The sequence below is a fragment of the Phyllobacterium endophyticum genome (assembly GCF_003010935.1).
In the GTDB taxonomy this organism is placed as follows: domain Bacteria; phylum Pseudomonadota; class Alphaproteobacteria; order Rhizobiales; family Rhizobiaceae; genus Phyllobacterium; species Phyllobacterium endophyticum.
Genome location: NZ_PGGN01000002.1, coordinates 717,542 through 739,701, shown reverse-complemented (window position 1 = coordinate 739,701; position 22,160 = coordinate 717,542). Strand labels below are relative to the sequence as shown.

General features: G+C 56.1%; 28 protein-coding genes. 13 read left to right on the top strand and 15 right to left on the bottom strand.

The window, feature by feature from the left end:
- A complete protein-coding gene (locus tag CU100_RS11675) occupies positions 1–1,200 on the bottom strand; it encodes a UbiH/UbiF family hydroxylase (protein ID WP_106716734.1) in 1,200 nt (399 codons plus the stop codon).
- A gap of 152 nt (positions 1,201–1,352) precedes the next feature.
- Here CU100_RS11675 and pcsA point away from each other — a divergent pair, with 152 nt between their 5' ends.
- From pcsA to CU100_RS11645, 6 genes are all read left to right on the top strand, one after another.
- Entirely contained in the window at positions 1,353–2,108 is a 756-nt protein-coding gene (gene pcsA / locus CU100_RS11670; protein ID WP_106716733.1) for a phosphatidylcholine synthase, read from the top strand.
- The gene (locus CU100_RS11665) at positions 2,105–3,082 is read left to right on the top strand and encodes a quinone oxidoreductase family protein (RefSeq protein WP_106716732.1); all 978 of its coding nucleotides are present in this window, start codon (positions 2,105–2,107) and stop codon (positions 3,080–3,082) included. Before pcsA ends, CU100_RS11665 begins: the two co-directional genes overlap by 4 nt.
- A gap of 116 nt (positions 3,083–3,198) precedes the next feature.
- Entirely contained in the window at positions 3,199–4,764 is a 1,566-nt protein-coding gene (locus CU100_RS11660; protein WP_106716731.1) for an ABC transporter ATP-binding protein, read from the top strand.
- Positions 4,764–5,855 carry an ABC transporter permease gene (locus tag CU100_RS11655; protein WP_106716730.1) on the top strand — a complete coding sequence of 364 codons (1,092 nt, stop codon included), beginning with the start codon at positions 4,764–4,766 and terminating at the stop codon, positions 5,853–5,855. Before CU100_RS11660 ends, CU100_RS11655 begins: the two co-directional genes overlap by 1 nt.
- A gap of 272 nt (positions 5,856–6,127) precedes the next feature.
- Complete coding sequence (locus tag CU100_RS11650) at positions 6,128–7,048, top strand: ABC transporter permease (protein ID WP_183635454.1); 921 nt, start codon at positions 6,128–6,130, stop codon at positions 7,046–7,048.
- 51 nt (positions 7,049–7,099) lie between these two features.
- Positions 7,100–8,167 (top strand): BMP family ABC transporter substrate-binding protein, encoded by a 1,068-nt coding sequence (locus CU100_RS11645; protein ID WP_106716728.1) that lies wholly within the window; start codon positions 7,100–7,102, stop codon positions 8,165–8,167.
- A gap of 68 nt (positions 8,168–8,235) precedes the next feature.
- Here CU100_RS11645 and bfr read toward each other — a convergent pair whose 3' ends face one another.
- The 7 genes from bfr to CU100_RS11610 all read right to left on the bottom strand — a co-directional run bounded on the left by bfr (position 8,236) and on the right by CU100_RS11610 (position 11,771).
- Positions 8,236–8,721: a bacterioferritin gene (bfr, locus tag CU100_RS11640; protein ID WP_106716727.1), complete on the bottom strand. Its 486-nt coding sequence runs from the start codon at positions 8,719–8,721 to the stop codon at positions 8,236–8,238.
- Complete coding sequence (locus CU100_RS11635) at positions 8,687–8,998, bottom strand: (2Fe-2S)-binding protein (RefSeq protein WP_106716726.1); 312 nt, start codon at positions 8,996–8,998, stop codon at positions 8,687–8,689. Before CU100_RS11635 ends, bfr begins: the two co-directional genes overlap by 35 nt.
- Before the next feature lie 588 nt (positions 8,999–9,586).
- On the bottom strand, positions 9,587–10,048 hold the full coding sequence (rirA, locus tag CU100_RS11630; protein ID WP_106716725.1) for an iron-responsive transcriptional regulator RirA: 462 nt from the start codon (positions 10,046–10,048) through the stop codon (positions 9,587–9,589).
- A 144-nt stretch (positions 10,049–10,192) separates the two neighbouring features.
- Positions 10,193–10,438, bottom strand: a complete 246-nt coding sequence (locus tag CU100_RS11625; protein ID WP_106716724.1) for a hypothetical protein — start codon at positions 10,436–10,438, stop codon at positions 10,193–10,195.
- Positions 10,439–10,716: 278 nt separating this feature from the next.
- Positions 10,717–11,022: a hypothetical protein gene (locus tag CU100_RS11620; protein ID WP_106716723.1), complete on the bottom strand. Its 306-nt coding sequence runs from the start codon at positions 11,020–11,022 to the stop codon at positions 10,717–10,719.
- Positions 11,023–11,131: 109 nt separating this feature from the next.
- The gene (locus CU100_RS11615) at positions 11,132–11,362 is read right to left on the bottom strand and encodes a hypothetical protein (RefSeq protein WP_106716722.1); all 231 of its coding nucleotides are present in this window, start codon (positions 11,360–11,362) and stop codon (positions 11,132–11,134) included.
- 43 nt (positions 11,363–11,405) lie between these two features.
- Positions 11,406–11,771 (bottom strand): putative quinol monooxygenase, encoded by a 366-nt coding sequence (locus CU100_RS11610; RefSeq protein ID WP_106716721.1) that lies wholly within the window; start codon positions 11,769–11,771, stop codon positions 11,406–11,408.
- A gap of 132 nt (positions 11,772–11,903) precedes the next feature.
- On the opposite strand from CU100_RS11610, the gene CU100_RS11605 reads away from it, so the two are divergent.
- Positions 11,904–12,119 carry a hypothetical protein gene (locus tag CU100_RS11605; RefSeq protein WP_245418992.1) on the top strand — a complete coding sequence of 72 codons (216 nt, stop codon included), beginning with the start codon at positions 11,904–11,906 and terminating at the stop codon, positions 12,117–12,119.
- Between the two features lie 19 nt (positions 12,120–12,138).
- Positions 12,139–12,714 (top strand): host attachment family protein, encoded by a 576-nt coding sequence (locus CU100_RS11600; protein ID WP_342588304.1) that lies wholly within the window; start codon positions 12,139–12,141, stop codon positions 12,712–12,714.
- A 211-nt stretch (positions 12,715–12,925) separates the two neighbouring features.
- Here CU100_RS11600 and CU100_RS26855 read toward each other — a convergent pair whose 3' ends face one another.
- The 3 genes from CU100_RS26855 to CU100_RS11595 all read right to left on the bottom strand — a co-directional run bounded on the left by CU100_RS26855 (position 12,926) and on the right by CU100_RS11595 (position 13,896).
- Entirely contained in the window at positions 12,926–13,084 is a 159-nt protein-coding gene (locus CU100_RS26855; RefSeq protein ID WP_170113803.1) for a hypothetical protein, read from the bottom strand.
- Positions 13,085–13,306: 222 nt separating this feature from the next.
- Positions 13,307–13,450, bottom strand: coding sequence for a hypothetical protein (locus tag CU100_RS26850; RefSeq protein ID WP_170113802.1), 144 nt, complete (start codon positions 13,448–13,450; stop codon positions 13,307–13,309).
- Positions 13,451–13,650: 200 nt separating this feature from the next.
- Positions 13,651–13,896 (bottom strand): hypothetical protein, encoded by a 246-nt coding sequence (locus CU100_RS11595; RefSeq protein WP_106716719.1) that lies wholly within the window; start codon positions 13,894–13,896, stop codon positions 13,651–13,653.
- Between the two features lie 365 nt (positions 13,897–14,261).
- Here CU100_RS11595 and CU100_RS11590 point away from each other — a divergent pair, with 365 nt between their 5' ends.
- A complete protein-coding gene (locus CU100_RS11590) occupies positions 14,262–16,934 on the top strand; it encodes an autotransporter family protein (RefSeq protein WP_106716718.1) in 2,673 nt (890 codons plus the stop codon).
- Here CU100_RS11590 and CU100_RS11585 read toward each other — a convergent pair whose 3' ends face one another.
- Positions 16,935–17,375, bottom strand: coding sequence for a GFA family protein (locus tag CU100_RS11585; protein ID WP_106716717.1), 441 nt, complete (start codon positions 17,373–17,375; stop codon positions 16,935–16,937). It lies immediately after the preceding gene.
- A 183-nt stretch (positions 17,376–17,558) separates the two neighbouring features.
- Between CU100_RS11585 and CU100_RS11580 the strand changes: the two genes are divergently transcribed.
- Positions 17,559–17,930, top strand: a complete 372-nt coding sequence (locus CU100_RS11580) for a COG4315 family predicted lipoprotein (RefSeq protein ID WP_106716716.1) — start codon at positions 17,559–17,561, stop codon at positions 17,928–17,930.
- A 131-nt stretch (positions 17,931–18,061) separates the two neighbouring features.
- Positions 18,062–18,910 carry an alpha/beta fold hydrolase gene (locus tag CU100_RS11575; protein ID WP_106716715.1) on the top strand — a complete coding sequence of 283 codons (849 nt, stop codon included), beginning with the start codon at positions 18,062–18,064 and terminating at the stop codon, positions 18,908–18,910.
- A gap of 32 nt (positions 18,911–18,942) precedes the next feature.
- Here the strand turns inward: CU100_RS11575 and CU100_RS11570 are convergent, their stop codons facing one another.
- The 3 genes from CU100_RS11570 to CU100_RS11560 all read right to left on the bottom strand — a co-directional run bounded on the left by CU100_RS11570 (position 18,943) and on the right by CU100_RS11560 (position 20,960).
- Complete coding sequence (locus tag CU100_RS11570; RefSeq protein WP_183635452.1) at positions 18,943–19,740, bottom strand: anti-sigma factor family protein; 798 nt, start codon at positions 19,738–19,740, stop codon at positions 18,943–18,945.
- Positions 19,740–20,318 carry an RNA polymerase sigma factor gene (locus CU100_RS11565; protein ID WP_245419021.1) on the bottom strand — a complete coding sequence of 193 codons (579 nt, stop codon included), beginning with the start codon at positions 20,316–20,318 and terminating at the stop codon, positions 19,740–19,742. Before CU100_RS11565 ends, CU100_RS11570 begins: the two co-directional genes overlap by 1 nt.
- Before the next feature lie 102 nt (positions 20,319–20,420).
- Positions 20,421–20,960 carry a tetratricopeptide repeat protein gene (locus tag CU100_RS11560; RefSeq protein WP_106716713.1) on the bottom strand — a complete coding sequence of 180 codons (540 nt, stop codon included), beginning with the start codon at positions 20,958–20,960 and terminating at the stop codon, positions 20,421–20,423.
- Between the two features lie 277 nt (positions 20,961–21,237).
- Here CU100_RS11560 and CU100_RS11555 point away from each other — a divergent pair, with 277 nt between their 5' ends.
- Entirely contained in the window at positions 21,238–21,573 is a 336-nt protein-coding gene (locus CU100_RS11555) for a hypothetical protein (RefSeq protein ID WP_106716712.1), read from the top strand.
- Between the two features lie 45 nt (positions 21,574–21,618).
- Positions 21,619–22,044, top strand: a complete 426-nt coding sequence (locus tag CU100_RS11550; RefSeq protein ID WP_106716711.1) for an OsmC family protein — start codon at positions 21,619–21,621, stop codon at positions 22,042–22,044.
- Positions 22,045–22,160: the final 116 nt, after the last annotated feature.

The window sequence follows — 22,160 nt, the reverse complement described above, 5'->3', positions numbered from 1 at the left end:
TTACGCGTGCCCGGCCGGCTTGCGTGGAAAACCAAAGCTGCTGCCGGGTCGCAAGCCTTCGCGCATCAGGAAGCTCCGCAAAGGCGAGAACGTCCTCAGGAGTTCAAGGCCACCGCTGCGAACCATTTGCACGGGGAGAAAATCCGACAGCAGGGAGCGGTTAAGCGCATCGACAGCGCCCGTGCGTGCGATGATGTCCGGACTACGCCTGCGGTTATAAGTGGCTATGACGCTGGCCGCTCCAAGGTCCATGCCGTCTCTTGGCAGAGTTTCCAGCAAGGTTTCGACGTCGCGAACGCCGAGGTTGAGACCCTGTGCACCGATCGGAGGAAACACGTGGGCCGACTCGCCGGCAAGATAGACGCGGTTGCGGGCAAACGAGGTGGGTACGAGTCCCGACAGCGGCCAGCTTTGGGGCTCTGTGTCAACGGTCACTGCACCAAGCAAGGACTGCATGCGTTCTTCGACCCGCATCGAGAGCTGATCCCGGGTGAGATCCAACAATTCCGCGGCCTTGGCCGGTGTGGTTACCCAGACCAGACTTGATCGCTTGCCAGGCAGGGGGACTTGGGTGAACGGCCCATGTTCGGTATGAAATTCCGTCGAAATATCATTGTGATCGCGCGTGTGGCCGAAGCTCAGGACGATAGCCGTCTGATTGTAGCTCCAGGTCCGCGCGGAAATACCTGCCGCCTCGCGTGCCAGCGAAGAACGGCCATCAGCGGCAACAACGATATTGCCATTGAATGTCGTTCCGTCGTTGGCCTCTACGCTGATGGCATCATTACCCGGCGTGTAATGGACCGCAGACGCAGGAACATGCCTGGCCGTCGACTGTTGCAAAGCGGCGACCAGAACGGATGTCAGCGTAACGTTGGGAATGTTATAGCCAAAAGCAGTTTCATCGATCTCGAAGGCATCGAAGGTTACTGCCGGGCTGCGGATCAGCCGATTTGTACCGTCCAGAATACGCATTGTGGCGAGAGGAGCCGCGTGGGGTTCTATGCTTCCCCAAAGGCCGATCTGCCTGAGAAACTTGATCGCCGGCACCATTAGAGCGGTCGTCCGGCTGTCGGAAGGGCCCGGAACGACACCGAGACTGATGACGTTCTCAAAGTTCCGGGAAAGGGCGATTGCCGCAATCAACCCGACGTGACCGGCACCGGCAACAATAATAGGATCGGTTCTGGTGCTGGTCATAGTTTGTCTCCGCTTCGAGCTTTCAACAGCTTATATCACTCTAATTGCTTGCGCTTTGGGTCGTTTTCAAGAAAAGCTGCTCATAAATCGTTCGCCATTGATAGGATACAACAGCGAACGAGCTATCATCATGCAGCAGATTGGCACGGACCTTGAAAAAACCGACATTGCCCAAGGGCATCACGCCCAAGAAAGTAACGGCTCCTCAAGCCAAGGCGTTTTCCGTTCATCTGCTCACGGCCTCGGGTTCCTTCCTGGCATTTCTCTCTGTGGTTGCTGCGAGCGAGGAAAGCTGGACAGCAATGTTCTGGTGGCTCGGACTGGCGCTTTTCGTCGACGGAATTGACGGACCGATCGCACGCAAGCTTGACGTGAAATACGTTCTGCCAAACTGGTCCGGCGAACTTCTCGACAACATCATCGACTACATGACCTACGTGCTGATACCGGCATTTGCGCTCTACCAGCGCGGCTTCATGGGCGAGGGCTTGTCGTTTCTTGCAGCTGCGATCATCGTTGTTTCAAGCGCAATCTACTATGCCGACACGGGGATGAAGACCAAGGAAAACTTTTTCAAAGGCTTTCCGGTCGTCTGGAACATGATTGTCTTCACGTTGTTCATCGTGCGCCCCGGAGAGTGGGTGGCGTTTGCCATCGTTCTCGTCTCGGCCATCGTCTCTTTCCTGCCGATCTATTTCCTGCACCCTGTGCGCGTGGAGCGATTGCGGCCACTCAATCTCGCTATCTTCTTCCTGTGGTGTGCTTTCGGTGCATTTTCATTGTTTCAGGAATTGGACTCGCCACTCTGGGTGCGTGTCGGCATTTCCGTCACCGGCGTTTACCTCTTCTGCATTGGTGCTGTGATGCAGGCATTTCCCAATCTAGGACGAACGGAGAAAGCACAATGACCAAGGCTGTTCGGGTTCTTCAACACGGCGGACCGGAAGTTCTGACATATGAGGATGTCTCAATCGGCACACCTGGCCGCGGCGAAGTTCATATCCGGAACGAGGCTATCGGTTTGAATTTCCTTGACGTTTATTTTCGTACAGGTCTCTATCCGGCGCCGAACGGACTGCCGCTTACACCCGGCCACGAGGGCGCGGGTGTTGTATTGGCGCTTGGACCCGGGGTCAGGGGATTAAACGTAGGCGACCGGGTCGCCTATGCCGATCCTATAGGCGCATACGCGGAGGAGCGGCTTATACCCGCGGACCGTCTCGTCAAGGTCCCTGACGCAATTCCGTTGCAGCAAGCGGCGTCCATGATGCTGAAAGGCATGACCGCACAATATTTGTTGCGCCAAACCTTTGCAGTGAAGAAGGGCGACACGATTCTTTTCCACGCTGCCGCCGGTGGTGTCGGGCTCATTGCCGGTCAATGGGCCAAGCATATCGGTGCGACGATCATTGGTACTGCAGGTTCGGACGAGAAGGTCAGCCTGGCGCTTGAACATGGGTTCCATCACGTCATCAACTACAACAAAGAGAACTTCGTTGAACGGGTGAAGGACCTCACCGGCGGCAAGGGCGTCGACGTGGTTTATGATTCCGTTGGCAAGGACACGTTTGAAGGGTCGCTCAACTGCTTGCGGCCCCGGGGAATGATCGTCTGTTTCGGCCAGTCTTCCGGGCCGGTTCCGCCATTTGACCTCGGCGTTCTGTCGCGAAAAGGTTCGCTTTACCTGACCCGGCCGACGCTTTTCACCTATATCGCAGGACGTGAGGCGCTCGAACGGTCGGCGAATGAACTATTCGACATCGTTGCCACTGGTGCGGTGTCGATAAAAATCGGGCAAACCTATGCGCTGAAGGACGCAGCTACTGCGCATCGTGATCTGGAAGCGCGGAAAACGACCGGCACGACGGTGCTCATTCCTTGAGCCGTCTCAACCGATGCTTGATTATTGTGCGCAAATGGCCGCAACCTGGCGTTTTACGCTTTCCAAGTTTGATGAGCCTGACATAGGATCGAAAACGGTCTTGGCCGCGGGGAAATATGACAGGCACAACAACAAAAGACGGCACTGAGCAACCGCTACTGGAAGCTGAAAAGCTCACCAAGGTTTTCGGTACACTAAGAGCCTGCGACGGCATCGATTTGAAGATTGGGCGCGGCGAGATTCACGCGATCCTCGGAGAAAACGGCGCGGGCAAATCCACATTGGTGAAGATGTTGTTTGGCGCATTGCAGCCAACATCCGGAGGCATGGTGTGGAAGGGTGAAGCCGTCACTGTCGCCAGCCCTGCAATGGGAAGATCGCTCGGTATCGGGATGGTCTTCCAGCATTTTTCGCTATTCGACGCCCTGACGGCAGCCGAGAATATTGCGCTATCTCTGGACCAGAAGACTCGCATCGATGCGATTGCAACTCGTGCGCGCGAAATCGGCCAGGCGTATGGACTCCCCGTGGACCCGGACGCACTCGTCGGCGACCTTTCCGTGGGCGAGCGCCAGCGCATCGAGATAATTCGATGTCTTTTGCAGAACCCCGATCTGATCATATTGGACGAACCGACTTCGGTGTTGACGCCGCAAGAGGCGGATTTGCTCTTTGTGACGCTGGAGCGTTTGCGCTCGGAAGGAAAATCCATTCTTTACATCAGTCACCGGCTGGAAGAGGTGCGCAGGCTATGCGACCGCGCAACGGTACTCAGGCACGGCAAGGTTGTCGGTCATTGTGACCCGCGCGTTCAAACTGCCGCTTCATTGGCTCGGATGATGGTGGGCAGCGACATCCACGTCATCGAAAGGCTCCCGGCGCAGGAGGCGGAGCAGATACCGCTCATTGTAGTAAACGGGCTGTCACAGAGGCCGCGTGGTCCTTTCTCGGTATCGCTGCATGATATTCGCCTGTCGATAAACGGCGGGGAAATCCTTGGCATCGCAGGGGTTGCCGGTAACGGACAGGGTGAGCTTTTCGAGGCAATCTCCGGCGAAGTACTGCAGGAGCGTCCCGAAATCGTCCGTATACGCGGCACGGATGCTGGCCGGATGGGCATATCCGCCCGGCGCAAACTCGGTGCCGCCTTCGTGCCCGAGGAGAGGCTTGGTCACGGCGCAGTTCCCGACATGTCCCTGACCCACAATCTGCTCCTGTCCCGCCATTCAACGGATCGCAAGGTCTTCCTGAAGGGCGGCGCCTTGCGGCTTGTATCGAACGCCAGCCTTGCATCAGCGTCAAAACGCATCATCACGCAGATGGATGTTCGTAAAAGCTCTGAAAACCCCGACGCATCCGCGCTTTCCGGGGGAAACCTCCAGAAGTTTCTCATCGGGCGAGAACTCGATCGCAATCCTTCTGTAATAGTCGTCAACCAGCCCACCTGGGGCGTCGATGCCGGGGCGGCTGCGCATATCCGCCAGGCTCTGGTTGATCTTGCGCGGAGCGGTTCCGCGGTGATCGTCATCAGTCAGGATCTTGACGAGTTGTTTGAAATCTCCGACCGCGTCGCAGCGATGGTACATGGCCGTTTGTCGGAATCCGTGCCCATCGAGGCAATGTCGATGGAGCGCATCGGATTGATGATGGGTGGCGCCGACGCCACCTCAGGGGCGGCTTGATGCGCGTCGAAATCATCAAACGCCCGCAGCATTCGGCATTGTTCAGTGCGCTGTCGCCATTTATCGCGCTGCTCCTGACATTGATCGCGGGAGCCATCCTCTTTTCCATCCTCGGCAAGAACCCGATCTCCGCGCTATATTCCTATTTCGTCGAGCCGCTGACCGAAGTTTGGTCGATCCACGAACTGCTGGTGAAGGCGGCACCGCTGATCCTCATCGCGGTCGGGCTTTCTGTTTGTTTTTTGTCAAACAACTGGAATATCGGGGCCGAGGGACAGTTCATCATCGGTGGAATTTTCGGATCGATACTGCCCGTCGTGTTTCCGGAATTCCAAGGATGGTACGTGCTGCCAATCATGCTTCTTCTGGGAATGGTCGGGGGCATGGCATATGCGACAATCCCGGCATATCTGAAGGTGCGGTTCAATACCAACGAGATCCTGACGAGTCTGATGCTGGTCTATATCGCTCAGCTTTTTCTCGATTGGCTGGTTCGGGGTCCCTGGCGCAACCCGCAGGGCTACAACTTTCCCGAAACGGTGCAGTTCAGCAATAGCGCGATCCTTCCGGCGATATTCCCGGACTCAGGCCGGGCGCACTGGGGATTTATCCTTGCACTGATCGCTGCCATGGTGGTCTGGTTCATGTTGTCGCGCACGTTGAATGGCTTTGAAATCAAGGTACTTGGCCGCAGTTCAAGGGCAGGGCGCTTCGCCGGTTTCAGTGCTGGAAGGCTGACGTTTTTCGCGTTCATGGTGTCAGGTGCGCTCGCCGGACTGGCCGGAATCGCCGAGGTCTCCGGTGCTGTTGGACAACTCCGGACGAGTATTTCGCCGGGCTACGGCTTCACCGCAATTATCGTCGCCTTCCTGGGAAGGCTAAATCCGATGGGGATAATTGCTGCGGGGCTGGTGCTTGCCCTTTCTTATTTGGGAGGCGAGGCAGCACAGATTTCATTGGGTATTTCGGAGAAATCAGCTCGTATCTTCCAAGGCATCATCCTGTTTTTTGTCCTCGCCTGTGACAGCCTGATCTATTATCGCATCCGGATTGTGTCGCGCTTGGGTGACGCAGCGTATAGAGCGAGGTAAGGCCATATGGAAGCGTTCTGCCGGAGGGAATTCGCGGATAAGGTCGAGGGGTTTGGCGAGGCCGATGTTTGCCCATCGGACGAAGCCGAAGCCCGAAGAATTTGTTCCGAATTGTCCCGGCCCTTCGGGTTTCCGGCTAGCGGCCAACCACTTTGTCAGGAGGCTTCGTCCGATGAACCACATCGACCTCGCCACCTTCCTAATGGATTGTCTCGCCATCCGGGAAACAGAACGGATTCCATATGGCCTTACCACGCTCTGGGGCGCATGAAATGACGATGTTCGAGGCGATACTCCTGACAGTGGCTACAGCGGCGACGCCGTTGCTGATTGCTGCCCTTGGGGAACTGGTCGTCGAGCGGTCCGGCGTCCTCAATCTTGGCGTCGAAGGCATGATGCTTATGGGCGCCGTCACCGGGTTCGCGGTTGCGCAATATACCGGTTCAGCCTGGCTTGGCATGTTTGCGGCCATACTCGCGGGCGCTGGCTTTTCATTGCTGTTCGGCTTCCTGACGCTGACGCTGATCACCAACCAGGTGGCGACAGGCCTCGCGCTCACGCTGCTCGGCCTCGGCGCTTCGGCCATGATCGGCGAAAGCTTCGTCGGTCTCCCGGGAGTGAGAATGGATTCCCTGCACATTCAGGGGCTTACGGACATGCCCTATGTCGGCAGGGTCTTGTTTGGCCAAGATCCCATCTTCTATATTTCCATCCTTTTGACCATTGGTGTCGCATGGTTTCTCTTCAGGACACGTGCGGGTTTGACGCTGCGCGCAGTCGGTGACAACCATACATCGGCACACGCTTTGGGCGTGCCCGTCGTCCGCATTCGCTATCTTGCCGTGATCTTCGGCGGTGCCTGCGCCGGCCTGGCAGGTGCTCAGCTTTCGCTCGTTTACGTGCCGCAATGGGTGGAGAATATGACGTCCGGACGCGGCTGGATCGCCCTGGCTCTCGTTGTTTTTGCTTCCTGGCGTCCATGGCGTATCCTTGCCGGCGCTTACCTCTTCGGCGCCGTGACGATCGGGCAGCTTCATGCACAGGCACTTGGTATCGGAGTTCCGTCACAATTCATGTCTTCGCTGCCCTATCTTGCAACGATCATCGTGCTCGTGCTGATTTCGCGCAACAAGCGCCTGACATTGATGAATACGCCGACGTCTCTCGGCAAACCCTTCGTGCCTGACCGCTGAACCAGACTCCGGCTGAACGAAAAGCAGATACTTAACAGAGAGGTGAACCTAATGAAAAAACTGATGATGGCGCTAACGATAGCTGCCAGCTTTGCCGTCGCCGGCCCCGCCTACGCTGCGGACAAGCTGAAGGTCGGCTTCATCTATATCGGACCGCCCGGTGATTTCGGATGGACATACCAGCATGACCAGGGACGCAAGGAGCTCGAGAAGGCTCTTGGTGACAAGGTAGAAACGACATTCCTTGAAAACGTGCCGGAGGGAGCCGACGCGGAACGCTCGATCGAGCGACTTGCTCGAGCTGGCAACAAGCTCATCTTCACCACGTCGTTCGGCTATATGGATGCGACGATCAAGGTTGCGCAGAAATTTCCCGATGTGAAGTTCGAACACGCGACAGGCTACAAGACGGCGGAGAACGTTGCTGTCTACAATTCCCGCTTCTACGAAGGCCGCTATATACAGGGCGTCATCGCGGCGAAGATGTCGAAGGCCGGCGTCGCTGGATATATCGGCTCGTTCCCGATCCCAGAGGTGGTCCAGGGCATCAACTCCTTCATGCTCGGCGCGCAATCCGTCAATCCCGCCTTCAAGGTGAAGGTCATATGGGCCAATTCCTGGTTTGACCCCGCCAAGGAGGCTGATGCCGCAAAGGCCTTGATCGATCAGGGCGTAGACATCATCACCCAGCACACGGATTCGACGGCTCCCATGCAAGTCGCAGCCGAGCGCAAGATCAAGGCCTTCGGTCAGGCCTCGGACATGATCAAGTTCGGCCCGGAGACACAGCTGACATCGATTGTCGATAATTGGGGTCCGTACTATATCGAGCGCGCCAAGGCTGTACTCGATGGCACCTGGAAGTCGCACAATGTGTTCGAAGGCATGAAGGAAGGGCTCGTCGTGATGGCGCCTTACACGAACATGCCGGATGATGTGAAGAAGCTAGCCGAAGAAACGCAGGCCAAGATCACCTCAGGCGAGCTGAAACCTTTCACTGGCCCCATCAAGAAGCAGGATGGTTCCGAATGGCTGAAAGCCGGCGAGACAGCTGACGACAAGACCATCCTCAGCATGAACTTCTACGTCGCCGGCGTGGACGACAAGCTGCCGAAATGAGCACAAGACTGCCTTGAACAAGAAAGGGCGCCAAAACGGCGCCCTTTTTGTTGTATGGATCGGGAGGATCAGTCCGCTTCGTCAGCAGACCCGGCATTCAACAGACCATAGCGCTCTGCGCCGATGGAATTGAGCAGATCAATCTGCGTCTCGAGGAAGTCGACATGACCCTCCTCGTCCTTGAGCAGTTCGTCGAACAATTCCTTGGAGACGTAATCACCAAGCTGGTCGCAAATCTCACGGGAAAGCTTGTAGGATTTCACCGCATCATATTCGCCGGCGAGATCCGCTTCGAGCACTTCCTTGACGTTCTGACCAATGCGCAAGGCACCGACGGACTGCAGATTTGGATGACCTTCGAGGAAGATGATGCGCTGGATGATCTTGTCGGCGTGATGCATCTCTTCGATGGATTCGGCGCGTTCCTTCTTGGCCAGCTTCGTGAAGCCCCAATCGTCCAGAAGGCGATAATGCAGCCAATATTGATTGACGGCGCCTAATTCGAGAAACAATGCCTCGTTAAGCCGCTCGATGACCTTTGGTTCGCCCTTCATGTCGTGAACTCCCGTATTCGTGACGCAATGCCCGGACGCGGTCTATGAACGAAACTGCTTCAGAATCGCTCGAGCCGTTCCGGAGGTGATATTCTTCCGTCACTCTTATGATGGTTTCAACGACATTTGGGAAGCAACCACAGCAGCGGCCGCGCTTTTTCATCGCATGGTAAACCTTGGCCGGGACAACCAGCTGCCAAGGATCAGCATCGAGAAGTTCAATGATAGAATTCTCGATCTCTTTCTGAGTAATGATGTTGCAATGACAAACTAGCATTTGATGTCATCGCCGCATCTACGAGAACAGGACAGCGAAACATCTTTTGCCATAAATGCAATTTGACTTGGACCAACTGATGATCCGGCGAAAACCGGTGCGCAAAAGCCGCAAGATACTATCCCGCAAACGGGTATTATTTCCGAACCAGACAATGGTTCCTCCAATCGCAAGGGTTCAAGGCCCAAACATTAAAGGTCATGCGCTCATCAACGCTTCGGCTATAAAGCCGTGTTGTTGTGAACCTGTCAAACGGATATGGTGATATTATGTCGTGATTTCAATTAGTTAGAATAATTCTAAACTAGCCAAATAATATAACCAATTCAATCAGGTTTGGTATTTCGGGGTTTGGATTGCCAATAATTTCGCTGAAATTTAGCGTGTGTCAAAACGTCCCAGATGGAAGATCGAAGGGTCAGGCAGCCGCGACGCTGCAATCGCCTACAACTAATATGCAACGCGCAGTTTAAATTACGGCACCAAAAATGGCCTTTTTCGTGCGGGAACGGGATTTTTTGATTTCGAACGTCCCAATTACCCTTGCCACCTCGGTTCGTTCAGCGGAATTTCGAACGAAGGCCGCTGTCAGCCGGCTGTTGCGAGGCGCGGCGTGAGAACGTCAATGCCGAGCAAAATCCGCACGTCGCGCTTGTCGACAATATCCTCGATCGAGTACTGGGCTAGAACTTCGAAGAACGCGTTGAGAGCCTTGCGCAGAGCTGCGTTCAAACCACAACTGTCAATCAACGGGCAATCGGCTGCATCGTTTTCGAAACATTCCGCCATGGCGAAATTTTCTTCAGTCACGCGGACCACGTCGAACAGGGTGATATCGGCTGCCGGCTTGCCGAGCTTCACGCCGCCGTTCCGGCCGCGCACGGTTTCGATGAAACCATTCTCGACCAAGGGTTGAAGGATCTTGAAAAGGAAAAGTTCGGATACCGTGTAGGCCTGGGCGATCTCGCCGATTCTGCTGAGATTGCCTTCATTGGCGGCGCAATACATTAGGATACGGATGGCGTAGTTCGTCTGTCTTGTCAGTCGCATGGGAAATATCTCTTCTCAACCTGAAAACAGGTTCTGCATTCAAATCTGGCCGCAGTTTAGAATTATTCTTGATAAAGTAAATGATAATATGAAAGCTGGTTTCATATTTCCGCAGCTGCGCATGAACCTATCAACAACGAAAAATTATCTAACGATAACAACCACAGAGGCTGTTATCAACGCGATCGCGCATAGGAGAAGCAGGCCATATACCCTCGGTTTGTCAAAGAGCACGGCAAAGCCGGCGGACCATACGACCACCGCAGCGCCAAGTGCATAGAGGAAACCCGCCTTGTGCGCCCATGCAATATTGACGGCCATCAGACCGCCAATGATAAGGGCGCCAAATACGACCATCAAAGCCAGGGCGTACTTTTCAAAATTGTCCATTCAGACAGCTCACTCTCAGAACCCACATGCGAAAGTCCGCGGCCCGATCAACGATCAGGCTGGCAGGACTTACATAGACTGTTCGCGGCGGGGAAAGCAACCTGAGACGCGGCACCGAGCCACTTGGACCCGGTCATGTGTGCAATAGGCAACAAAAAAGGCCGGGGAGTTCCCGACCTTCTCAACTCCCCTCGACGCCACTGCCAGTACATCCGTGGTCAAAGGCGGAGAGGAATTTATGCGACTGATATAGACAGTGCTCAAGCTGTTTTCAAGTGTCAGCGCCGATAGGCACTCAATCCAGCCAAAAGGCCGAGACCAGCCACAGCAGAAACGATCGCAACTGCGGTCATTGGATTTTCACGAGCTTTCTCGGTGACCAGTTGAGCTTCTTCGCCAACGAAGCGTGCAGCTCTCCGGGTGCTCCGCCTCATGGAGTCGAATGCAGATCCGCCATTCTCGAAAAGTTCGTAACCCTGCTCCGACAGCGATCTGCTGATCGTCGTCAGCTGTTCGCGAAGTTCGGCGATCTGATTTTCCAGATCGGTTTCCGCCATATCTTGAACCTTGGTTGTCGTTGCCATCCCACTAATCCTTTCCACATGTAGAGAAAGAGGGAACGTCAACTACGCGGTTTGGTTCCGATTCACGGCCTGTCCGGGCCGGTGGCGGTTGAGTGCAAGGCCACTCAATCTACTTCCAGCAGCCATTATTCTGGCCATTGAGATTGTGGGAGTCGATGTCGATACCAGCGGAGAAGTCGTTCTTCGCAAGGTATAGAGCAGTTTCCGGCCGGATCCGGATCTTGTTCCAGCCAGCACAACTGGACGTATGAGCCGTTTTTTCACTCATCCAGCGCATTGAACCGCAGCCCGACGTGCCGAGTATGCAAGGCAGCAGAAAAGCCACGGCCCATATCTTCATCGCTGCTGGCCTTTCAGTTAATCGCCACCGGTCGGATCTCGCCTTAATCATCATTGCTGGCGTTTAACTGCTGCGGCGTCAAGCCTTGATCGGTGGTTTTCGCCGACAACGATCGGGCGAGGATCAGCCGGCTGGATTTGAGCAGTGGTGCATTGGCAGCGCGCACCCTCGTCAGGCGCGGATTGTTCTCATGAGCGGTAACAGCAGCTTCGTTCGCATAAAGTTCGTTGACCATCACCTTGTTGGGAATGGGCGTGCCATCGCGCTCGATGGGCTTGATAACCTCAAATCGGAGGCACCCTGGCTCTTCTTCCAAAGTTTTGCGCGCGTGCTCCCGGATAAGCGCGGTAAACTCTTCCTCGCGCCCTTCGTGGGTCTCGAACTCAACAATAATCGTCAAAGCGGTCATGAATAGGCAATCTCCCTCTTGGGTCAGCGAGGTCTATCAGCCCCCATGGGACAAATCCACATAATCATGAACGAAACCACGTACTTCCTGGTTTGTTTCCATCCGCGTCAAGAAGGTGCAAGAATGCTTTTGATGAACAAACAAACGGGACAGTTCAACATGAAACTCATTCTGTCTATCGTCGCTGTGCTTCTTGTCATCATGGGCGCAGTATGGGTGCTCCAGGGGCTGAGCCTCATCGGCGGGAGCTTCATGGTCGGCCAGACGCAATGGATCGCCATTGGCATGTTGACTATGGCCGTCGGGGCGGCACTCCTCTACTACGCCCGAAAGCAGCGCCGGTCATAAATCTCGGAACCTCTCTGTATTGACGACGTTTTTTTACCGTATCCGTAGCGATGACCCTCGTCCCGGTGATCGCCCCCAAGGTAAAAAACGGAAGGAATTCCCATGGAAAAAGCCCATCATACTTGCTCTGGCAGGGGAGCTGGCAATGCCTAATACTGTACTCAATCGCCATACCTGGGTCGTTGTTGCCGATGGAGAAAAGGCTTTGTTTCTACGCAACGAAAACAGCGCGACGCATGCGCAACTCAGTACCATTCACCAAATGCATCAGCAGAACCCGGCAACGCGTGAGCAAGGGAGCGACAAGCCCGGGCGCTTTTCCGATGGGGTAGGGGCGCATAGAAGCGCCATGGACGACACGGACTGGCACGAGATCTCAAAACGCCGTTTTGCAAAAGAAATTGCGGACGAGCTCTATGTTCATGCGCACAAACGCAAGTTCGAGCGGCTTGTCTTAGTCGCGCCGCCGACAATTCTGGGCGAACTGCGCCAGGAACTTCACAAGGAAGTACTGGATAAAATCGTCAGCGAGATACCGAAGACTCTAACCAACCATTCGATGAGCGACATCCAGGCGATTGTCGAGGAAAGCTGATGGCCGGCCAAGGTTGACTACACAAGCAAAACCCCTGCCGGACCGGTAGGGGTTTCGCGAGTTGAGGCTTGATTTGGCTCTAGCAAACTGGACTCTGGATAAGAATATCGCGCATCGTTTCAGTGCGGCTCAGGCTCAAGAAACCGCTACACTCAACCTGGCGGAATGCTACCACAACCAGCCTCGAATTCAAGGTTCGTCGAGCGAAAGTCTACTTCAACTTTGGTTTCGCGCGCTCGTTATCTTCTTCAAGTCGTTTGATACGTGCTTCCAAGGCATTGATCGCCTTGAAGACAGCAACGCCCATGCTCTTGAAATCTCCGCTATGAATGGCTGCTTCGATCGCGTGTTTGGCATCTTCAATCGACATCGTTCTCTCCACTCACAATTGCTAGTCGCCAATACGGAAAACCCAATCCTCAAGGGGCATGAGGATTGGGTCATTGTTGGCTTGTGGGTTAGCCAGAACTGGTTTGGGGGAACCAGTGACACTACAATGTTTCTGGCGCCAAATGGTTCCGGATGAGAAGGCAAATTTTCTGCCGAGGCGGCGGGAGCCCGTTCGACGTTACATTCTAAATCCGAGACGGCATCAGGATGGCAGGAGGTCGAAGAGAAGTGCGACGTGAAACGCGAAGGCAGTGACAAACAGCGCGGCTCCTAGGACACGGCCTTTGACGGCGCGGTTCAGACTCCGGGCAGGGCTGCGGTCGTTCGTGCAGTCGGTTGAAGCCATCAGGTTCTGTCTCTCGTTTCCAGTGGCTTGATCTTCTGATATTCCATACACGATTAAAACGATAGAGATTACAATTACCCGCGTCCAGCGGGTAATGTTTTGCGTCGCTCCATCATCATATGGAATGATATTCCCGAAACTGGTGGAACCCGAAGCATGTCACCCGGCGAGGTTTGTTCGGGGATCGCAGCCCCAGGCTCTCAGGTAACGATCGCTGTGATAGAGGCTGCGATCAATGCCACCGATGCGAACAGGATAAGGCCATATAGGCGCGGCTGATCGAAGATAACTGCAAAGCCAAGAAAAAATGCAGCACATGCGGACGCAAACGAGAAAAGAAAAGCTGGCTTGTCGACGGTAGTGATCGCAAACGCCATCAGGCCAGCAATGATAAGCGCGCCAAAGACTATAAATATCCAGGTAGCGAATGTCTCATAACGGTCCATCTTGCACTCTCCGGCAGTCGTGATTTTCGATTACAACGGAATTCCACGACCAGTCAAATGCTGTTCAGGAAGAATGAACGACAAAAAGCACCCAAAGACTGACTAACGCCTCTACCGCCGGGGGCATCTGCCGCGACTTACCACGCGTGTTTCCTTGACGAGCGATAAGATTAAAATAAGCCGACGTATGTTACTGCGACAGATTTACCACACCAGTAAATTTGATGATGTATAAGTTAAACCTTCGGTTGCGTAAGTCAGAAACACAATTTAGCCTCCCTTTCGCCAATATCTCTAGCCTGATCGCGGAATTGCGAAGATTTCCAAGGCAATTCCTCACCCGTTTATGCCGTAGGGGGTACTGCATGAAGTCGACCATTGGCTTTGCACGCATCGTGTGCCTTTCTTCTGTTTCTTTGATTTCCCTTCTCACCACCGCCCAATTCGCATCCGCAGCTTGCAGTTTCGCACCGACTGCCGGTGACGATTCATATGTCTGCGACAGCGGAACAGCCGCATCCTTGACCGACGCGAGCGGAAACAACTCGCTGTCGCTACCTGCCGGCGGGACCGGGCAGATCACCGGCAATGTCACGTTTGGCGCGGGAACGGACAGCGTCGTCGTGCAATCCGGCACAATTGGCGGGACAGTCCAGCAAGGCGGCGGAATAGACGATTACAGGATGACGGGCGGGACCATCGGTTCGCTAAGCCAGGGCGACGGACTCGATACATTCACCATGTCGAGCGGTCACATAATCGATTTCTTCGAGGATGGTGACAACGCTGTAATGACGGGAGGCCGTATCGGCCGCGTCAACATGAAACTCGATGATAACTACTACAACATGTCCGGCGGGACGGTTGACCGGAATGTCGTAACCGGCCTTGGCCGCGATACGATTATAATCTCGGGTGGGACTATCGGCGGCAACATCAGCACCAGCAGCGGCGTGGACAGTGTCACAGTCAGCGGCGGCAGCATCGGCAATGGTGTCAAGACGGGTGAGGGTAATGATACCTTCGCCTGGAGTGGCGGCATCATCTACAACGCCATTCAGCTCGAGGGTGGTAATGACACCGCGACGCTGACAAACCTCACCAACGGCAATATGGGCGCGATGACGCTGCTTTCCGGTGGAACCGGGACAGATCGCCTGACTTTCAGCAACGTGTCCATCGACAGTGTAACACGGTTCGACAATTGGGAATCCGTTGCAGCAACAAACGACACGGAACTGAGATTCGAAGGTAATCTCGCGCTCGGCGATGCCGGGACCGGCACGGGAACGTTCAGCATCGATGCAACGAGCACGGTTTTTGCCGGCAGCACAGATACCGGCGTTCACGCGTTTACAGCTGGACAATTGGTGAATGTCGTCAATTCCGGCCGTATCGATCTATCCAACGGCAATGACAGTGAAGCCGACAGTTTCACCATCGCCGGCAATTATAGCGGCAATAACGGGCTGCTCTTCCTCGATACGGTGCTCGGTGACGACGCGTCCGCCTCCGACAAGCTTGTCATTTCCGGCGGTACGGCCAGCGGCACTACGGGTGTCAGCATTATTAATCAGGGCGGCACGGGCGACCTTACAACGCAGAACGGTATTCTTGTGGTTGAGGGGATCAATGGCGCCAATACCGGGTCGGGCACCTTTTCGCTCAACGACCCTGTCGCAGCGGGCGCTTACGAGTACTTTCTCTTCAAGGGCGGCGTTACGGCGGGAACAGCGCAGAACTGGTATCTGCGCTCGACGATCAACACATCATCGGGAGCAACCGCAGCGGCCGAACAGGCCGATTCGAATCCAGTCGTGCAGCCCGAAGCGCCGGAGGCGGAACCTCCTGCGCCTCCTCCCGGAGGGACGCCGCCGCCTGAAACCCCGCCGGAGGGGTCGGGCATCGTCGAGCCGCCAGTATTGGCAGGCGCTCCCGCACCAGTTGGCCCTCCTGCGCCACCCCAAGCCGCAGCAGCCGATGCGCCGGACAATCCTGAATTTGGCAGCCTTGTTGCGCCACCGCTCCCGGGCTATTCGGCACCGCCAAACCGGGGAGCGACACCTGTCGAGGGGGATAATGTGGCACTGTATCGCATCGAGGTTCCCACCTATTCGGTTGTGGGGCCGGCGGCGCGTCAAACCGCGCTGGCGACGCTCGGCACGTTTCACGAGAGGCGCGGCATACAGGGTATCGTCAACCCGGGTGAGAATTTCTCGGCAGCATGGGGCAGGGCCTTCGGCCAGTCGACGGAGCAAAGCTGGGACGGAACGGTGGATCCTTCCATCGACGGCAATCTCTACGGGATACAGGCCGGTCTCGACGTGCTGGGCTGGGAACACGACAATGGCCACCGCGACATAGCCGGTCTGTTCTTCGGCTATTCCAATCTCGACGCCGACATAAAGGGGCAGGCGCTCGGGTGGAACGGTCTGGATGTCGGCACCTTGAATCTGGATACGACCAGCTTCGGCGGTTACTGGACGCATGTCGGCCCGGGTGGCTGGTACGTTGATGCTGTGCTCATGGGGTCGTGGTTTGGCGGCGATGCGACCTCCGATCGCGGCGTCGGTATCGATGTGGACGGCACAGGGATCACCGCATCGCTGGAGGGCGGGTATCCGATTGCGCTTTCCGAAAGCTGGAGCATCGAACCTCAGGCGCAACTGATCTGGCAGAACATATCGCTGGACGACCAATCGGACGCATTTTCTGACGTGGCGTTCGACAATGATGACGGCTTTACGGGCAGGCTGGGCGTGAGGGTACAGGGCAAATATCAGACCTCTGCCGGCCTGTTCCAGCCCTATGTCAAAGCCAATCTTTGGCATGGGTTCAGCACGACGGATTCAGTGCTCTTCGGCCCCGACGCCATCACGACCGAGGGCGAGTCCACCTCGCTGGAACTCGGGGCAGGCGTCGTGCATGATTTTACGGACAAGCTCAGCGCCTATGCGGTTGCGGACTACACATTCGATGTCGACGGCGCCAACCAGAAAATATTCGAAGGCAATATCGGCTTGAGCGTAAAATGGTGATCAGGCGCCAGGATCAGCACGGACAAATCGGAGATAGCCGACCGGACCGTCCTTGCTGGCGCTCTCATCGTCCGAGGGATGGTGAACACCGTCGCTCACGGGAACTTCGTCGAAGTCGAAGGGGCTGATCCCTTCGAGGCACGCGGCGTTGACGCCGTATTCCTCCGGATTGGAGCGGCGCCGGTGATGGGTATAGATCCCGCATACGGAACAGAAATAGTGCTTCGCGGTGCGCGTATTGAACTGGTAGGTGCTGAGCTTGTCTTCACCGGCGAGCATGTTCAGGTCGCCGACCTTCGCCGAGACGGCAACAGCCCCGCGCATCCGGCAAAAGCTGCAGTCGCAGCGCCGTGCCGTCCGCAAGCCATCCATCAGCCTGACATGAAAACGCACTGACCCGCAGTGGCAAGCGCCATCGGCTTCCTCGATATCGAGATTCATGGTTTCTCCTGTCGGCCTGTCCATGAGCATGCACCTTACAAACGCCAGATATCAACCGGTGGTTGCCTCAATTCGGATCAGAATGTAGCGCAATGTTCATCGATGCGAATGCAGTAGTTCGCGTTCCAGATAACGGGCACTGTCAGACCAGCGCTGGCAATCCCAAAAAAGGGAGTGAAATCCATGAGAACGATGTTGATTGCAATGGGAATATTCGCCGCGACCAGCCTGTCCGCCTTCGCCGCAGAACCGGCGAAAATGGTGGATACGAAGATGGGGAAGGTCCTTGCGACGGAAGAGGGCATGACGCTTTACACTTTCGACAAGGATCAGGATGGCAAGTCCAATTGTGACGAGAAATGCCTGAAGAACTGGCCTGCGTTTCATGCAAGCCAAGGTGCCAAGCCGGAAGGCGAGTGGACGCTCGTGAAGGACAGTGCCGGAAAGGACATGTGGGCCTATAAGGGCAAGCCTCTCTATACGTTCGTCAAGGACAAGAAGGAAGGCGATACGACCGGCGACAATGTCGGCGGCGTCTGGCACGTTGTGAAATAGGCAACGTCAAGCCGAGCCGGCTCCTGGCGGGCGGCCTAGCCATGTGGCGGACGCGCAAACATTCGCCAAAGGGAACGATCTTCGCTAGGATACGGTATAGCGCATCCAGTTTAATCGCGGAGGAAGACGTCATGATCCTGAAGTCCCTTGCCTGTTCGCTCGTGCTCTTGTTTGCATTGGCTGTTTCGAACGCGGGGGCCGCCGAGCGGTGGGAGACACTTCCTCCGCCGTCACCCTTGCCCGCAGCCGCAAAAGGCGGCATGGCTTCGGTCAATGGCATCGAAATGTACTATGCGGTCTACGGGGAAGGACCACCGGTGCTGCTTATCCATGGCGGGCTCGGCTACGCCGATATCTGGGGCGCGCAGGTGACCGACCTTGCGAAGGATCACATGGTCATCGTCGCAGACAGCCGCGGCCACGGCCGCTCGACGCGTAACGCCGAACCATTCAGCTATGATCTCATGGCCTCCGACTATCTGGCGCTCCTCGACTACCTGAAGGTCGACAAGACCGCTCTCGTGGGCTGGAGCGATGGCGGCATAATCGGGCTCGACATTGCAATGAAGCATCCGGAAAGGCTGACGAAGGTTTTCGCCCACGCCGCCAACACCAAAGTCGAGGGTGTTGATCCAAACGTCATGAAAAACAAGGTGTTCTCCGCTTACATTGATAAATCAGGAGAGGTCTACAAGAATATCTCACCCACACCTGACCAGTATGACGCCTTCGTCGAGCAGATCAGCGGAATGTGGGCAAGTCAGCCCAACTGGAGCGACGAGGACCTGAAGAAGATCAAGACGCCCGTGGCGATCGTCCTCGGCGATCATGATGAGGCGATTACCCGGGCGCATACGGAATATATGGCAAAGACGATACCAGGCGCCGAACTCATTATTCTCAAGGACACGAGCCATTTCGCCATGTTGCAGGATCCGGAGGGCTATAACAAAGCCGTTCGGGACTTCATCGACAATTGATCCAGACCGGCTCGGAAGACACAAGGCTTGCTCTAGGCAGCGAGTGCAGCGCGAACTCCTTCGGCCAGATCCTTCAAACGATCAGTGGGATTTCGCCCGATCAACATATATCCATGCGCTTCGTCCGACCAATAGACCACATTCATCCCGTGCCGCCGCTCGGTCTCGGGGGAATGGGGGCCGCTCGATGATTGGACTATGCAAAGCGCCATGGGACCATGTTCTGGATCGAGATAGGCAATCTGACCCAAAGGCTTGTCGTCGTACTGGAGCACCTGCGCGCGCTTGAGTGCGATGCCCGGCAGAGATACGGCCTCCAGGGGCAGGGAGATGCCAAGCCTGTCGCCGACGGTTTTCAGTTGCGCGCTTTGCGATTGTTCGTCGCTGGCGAGGTTGGCAAGCGTATCGGGCGTGTAAAGCGAAAGATACTCGGCGACGACAGCCCGCCAGTCACCAGCATGGTCCCCCGACGCTTGCTTGAGTGCCAAGAAGCCCCGATCGGCAGCGACGCCGACAAAGAACAGCCCGACGGCTGCCGCCATGAAACCGCGGCGGCTCCAGCCTCGCGAGGCGGGTTCCGCGGCGACCGGACTATCGAGGCCGCTCAAGATAGCTTCGAGCTTCGCCGTGGGCGCATTTGCCAGGAGTGGTTCGAACGCATCGTAAAAAGCCATTTCACTGCGCGAGAGAAATTCGTATCGCGCAGCGACTGCATCATCGGTCTCGATCAGGCTTTCGATGCGCGCGCGCTCCGTGCCTGCAAGCTCACCATCCAGATATGCCACCAGCAGTTCGTCGGAGGGCATTTCCGCGAATTTCGAATCGCTCATCATATCCCTCCCTTCATCTGTTTTACCGGCATATCCGCTCCGGCATTTTCAGCCAGTTTGGCTCGCGCTGCGGCAAGGCGGCTCATGACAGTGCCTATAGGCACGTCGAGCACTTGCGCTACCTCCTGGTAGGAAAGACCCTCGACATAGGCGAGAAACACCGCAATCCGCTGCGCCTCCGGCAATTCATGCACCTGGCGCAAGACCTGGTTTGCCATGACATGCGTTTCAGTCTCATGTTCCCCGTCGAACGAGAGCGTGACATCGGCATCGACGAACCCATTGCCCATGCGGATACGGCGCGAACGCACCTCATTGAGCCAGATGGAATGCAGGATGGAGAAGAGCCAGCGGTCAAGCCTCGTTCCGCTCGTAAACTGGCTTGCGCGCTCCAGTGCGCGAACGCAGGTAGCCTGAACAAGGTCATCGGCTACATCCCGCTGATGGGACAGTACGACGCCGTATCGCCACAGCCGGCCCAGGTACTGGGCAAGACTAGCCCGGATTTCGTGTTCGCTCGCGATGGTCGTTGCCTCCGTACGGACAAGTCCACTGCGGACATCCGGCGCTGACGACAGCGTCGTCTGACTATAGACAGAAAGTTGGAGGCGAGCGATGGCCACTTTCATCCCTTCTTCGTGAACAAGTCACCATCGCCTCGCGTCCAAACCCAAGCGGCGTCAAATCTTCGATGGCTTCTCGATTGCTTCGTGGAGATCGCGGTATTCCTCGCAGGTGGTCCCGCAGATCGACTTGATTGTCATCAACTGATCCCTGGCGAGATCGAGCTGGCCCTTGATGACATAGGCCTCGCCAAGATACTCGCGAACCTTCGCGTATTTTGGATCGAGCGCGACTGACTTCTTGTACCAGGAGATACCCTCATCCGTGCGACCAAGCTTGCGGGTAGCGTACCCACGGTAGTTCAGAGCTTCCTTGGTATTCGGGTTCTTCAACGTATCGAGCATTTCCAGCGCCTCTTGGTAGCGGCCGGCCTTGGCTAGTGTATAGGCATATTCGGTGCGATCCTTGTCGGGGACGGCGCTGCTAGTTTTCTTGACGCATTTCCTGGACTTTGAATCCCAAACCTGGCCCTTGGGGCAGGTCGGAGTGGTGGCGGCATCATCGCTGTTGCCACCGCCGGCAGCAAAGGCCGGCACGGAAAAAGCAGCCAGGGCGAAGCTTGCCCCGAACAGGGCCGACGCGATCGAATGTTTCATGGGTTTCTCTCTCCGAATGACAATCTGACGGGTTGAGAACACGCCGCGCACCGATTTATTCGGCGGCTGACCGAATATTTCGAAGCGTCTACAGCCGTGGAAGGAGTCGCGCTGCCACGGGCAGTGGGACGACATGCTGCAATCGATATTCCAGAAGCGGCCGGAAAGCGGAATTGTTTTCTCATATCCTGAAGTATTTTGAGCCCCGGTGCGTTCTGTCAGGGGGAGCAAGGATTTATGCTTCACAAGGTGACCTTGCGAACGAAAAGCACATGACATGAACGGTAGACCAGTCGAACGGGCGGATGAGGCCAGCGGACAGTTTTTGCAATCAATCGTTGCAGGAACCGAAGCGGGATCAACCGCGTCGGCAGGCGGCAGGCGTCAGTCGATCGTCTCGCCGGTCGAAGCCGCAAAACAGCGGATCGCCGCTGCGAGGCTGGCCGCGGACAACAGCCTTGACCGTGCAAAGGCAGCTCCGAAGCCGCACGAGATCACCAACCCGGCCTTCGTCGCGCTGTTTGACGCGCACCAGCGCGACAGGGAGAGGCTGTTCGAGGCCATGCGGGCGCTTGAAGCCCTACAAAGCAGTAGCCATTCACGGTTGCGCTGATTAGCCTACGATTCCAGGCACCCATCAACACCAGGAAACGTCCGAATGTCTGAACTCAAGATCAGGACCCGCGCCGTAGGCGCTACTTCCGTCATGCGGCCGAAGGAGTTGCCGCAGGTGACGTCCGAGACGGGTGGTACGATCGGCATCGTTACCTCGGTGTCCGAGCCGGGTTTCAATCCCCTTGATTTGCTCTATAGCTCACTTTCAGCCTGCATCGTATTGAGCGCCCGCATTGCCGCCAGCCGTCTTGGCGTTGCCGGCGAACTTGGTGAGGTCAGGGTCCATGTGACGGGCGAGAAGGCACATGACGGACCTTCCCGGATTGCACGCTTCGACATTTCCATCGAGATCGACGGCAACCTCGATATCGCGACGAAGCGGCAGATTGTCGAAGCTGCCGAGGAAATCTGCACGGTCAGCAATACATTGCGCGGCAACGCGGACTTTGTCACGAACCTGGCGGATTAATAAGCTGACCGGATTTTTGGCGCACGCAAGGCCGGGATCGTGGACCTTGTTTGAGCCAACCTGAGGCATTTTAGCCGCGCGACGCAAAAACTCGACCTAACGTATGGCTATCGCGA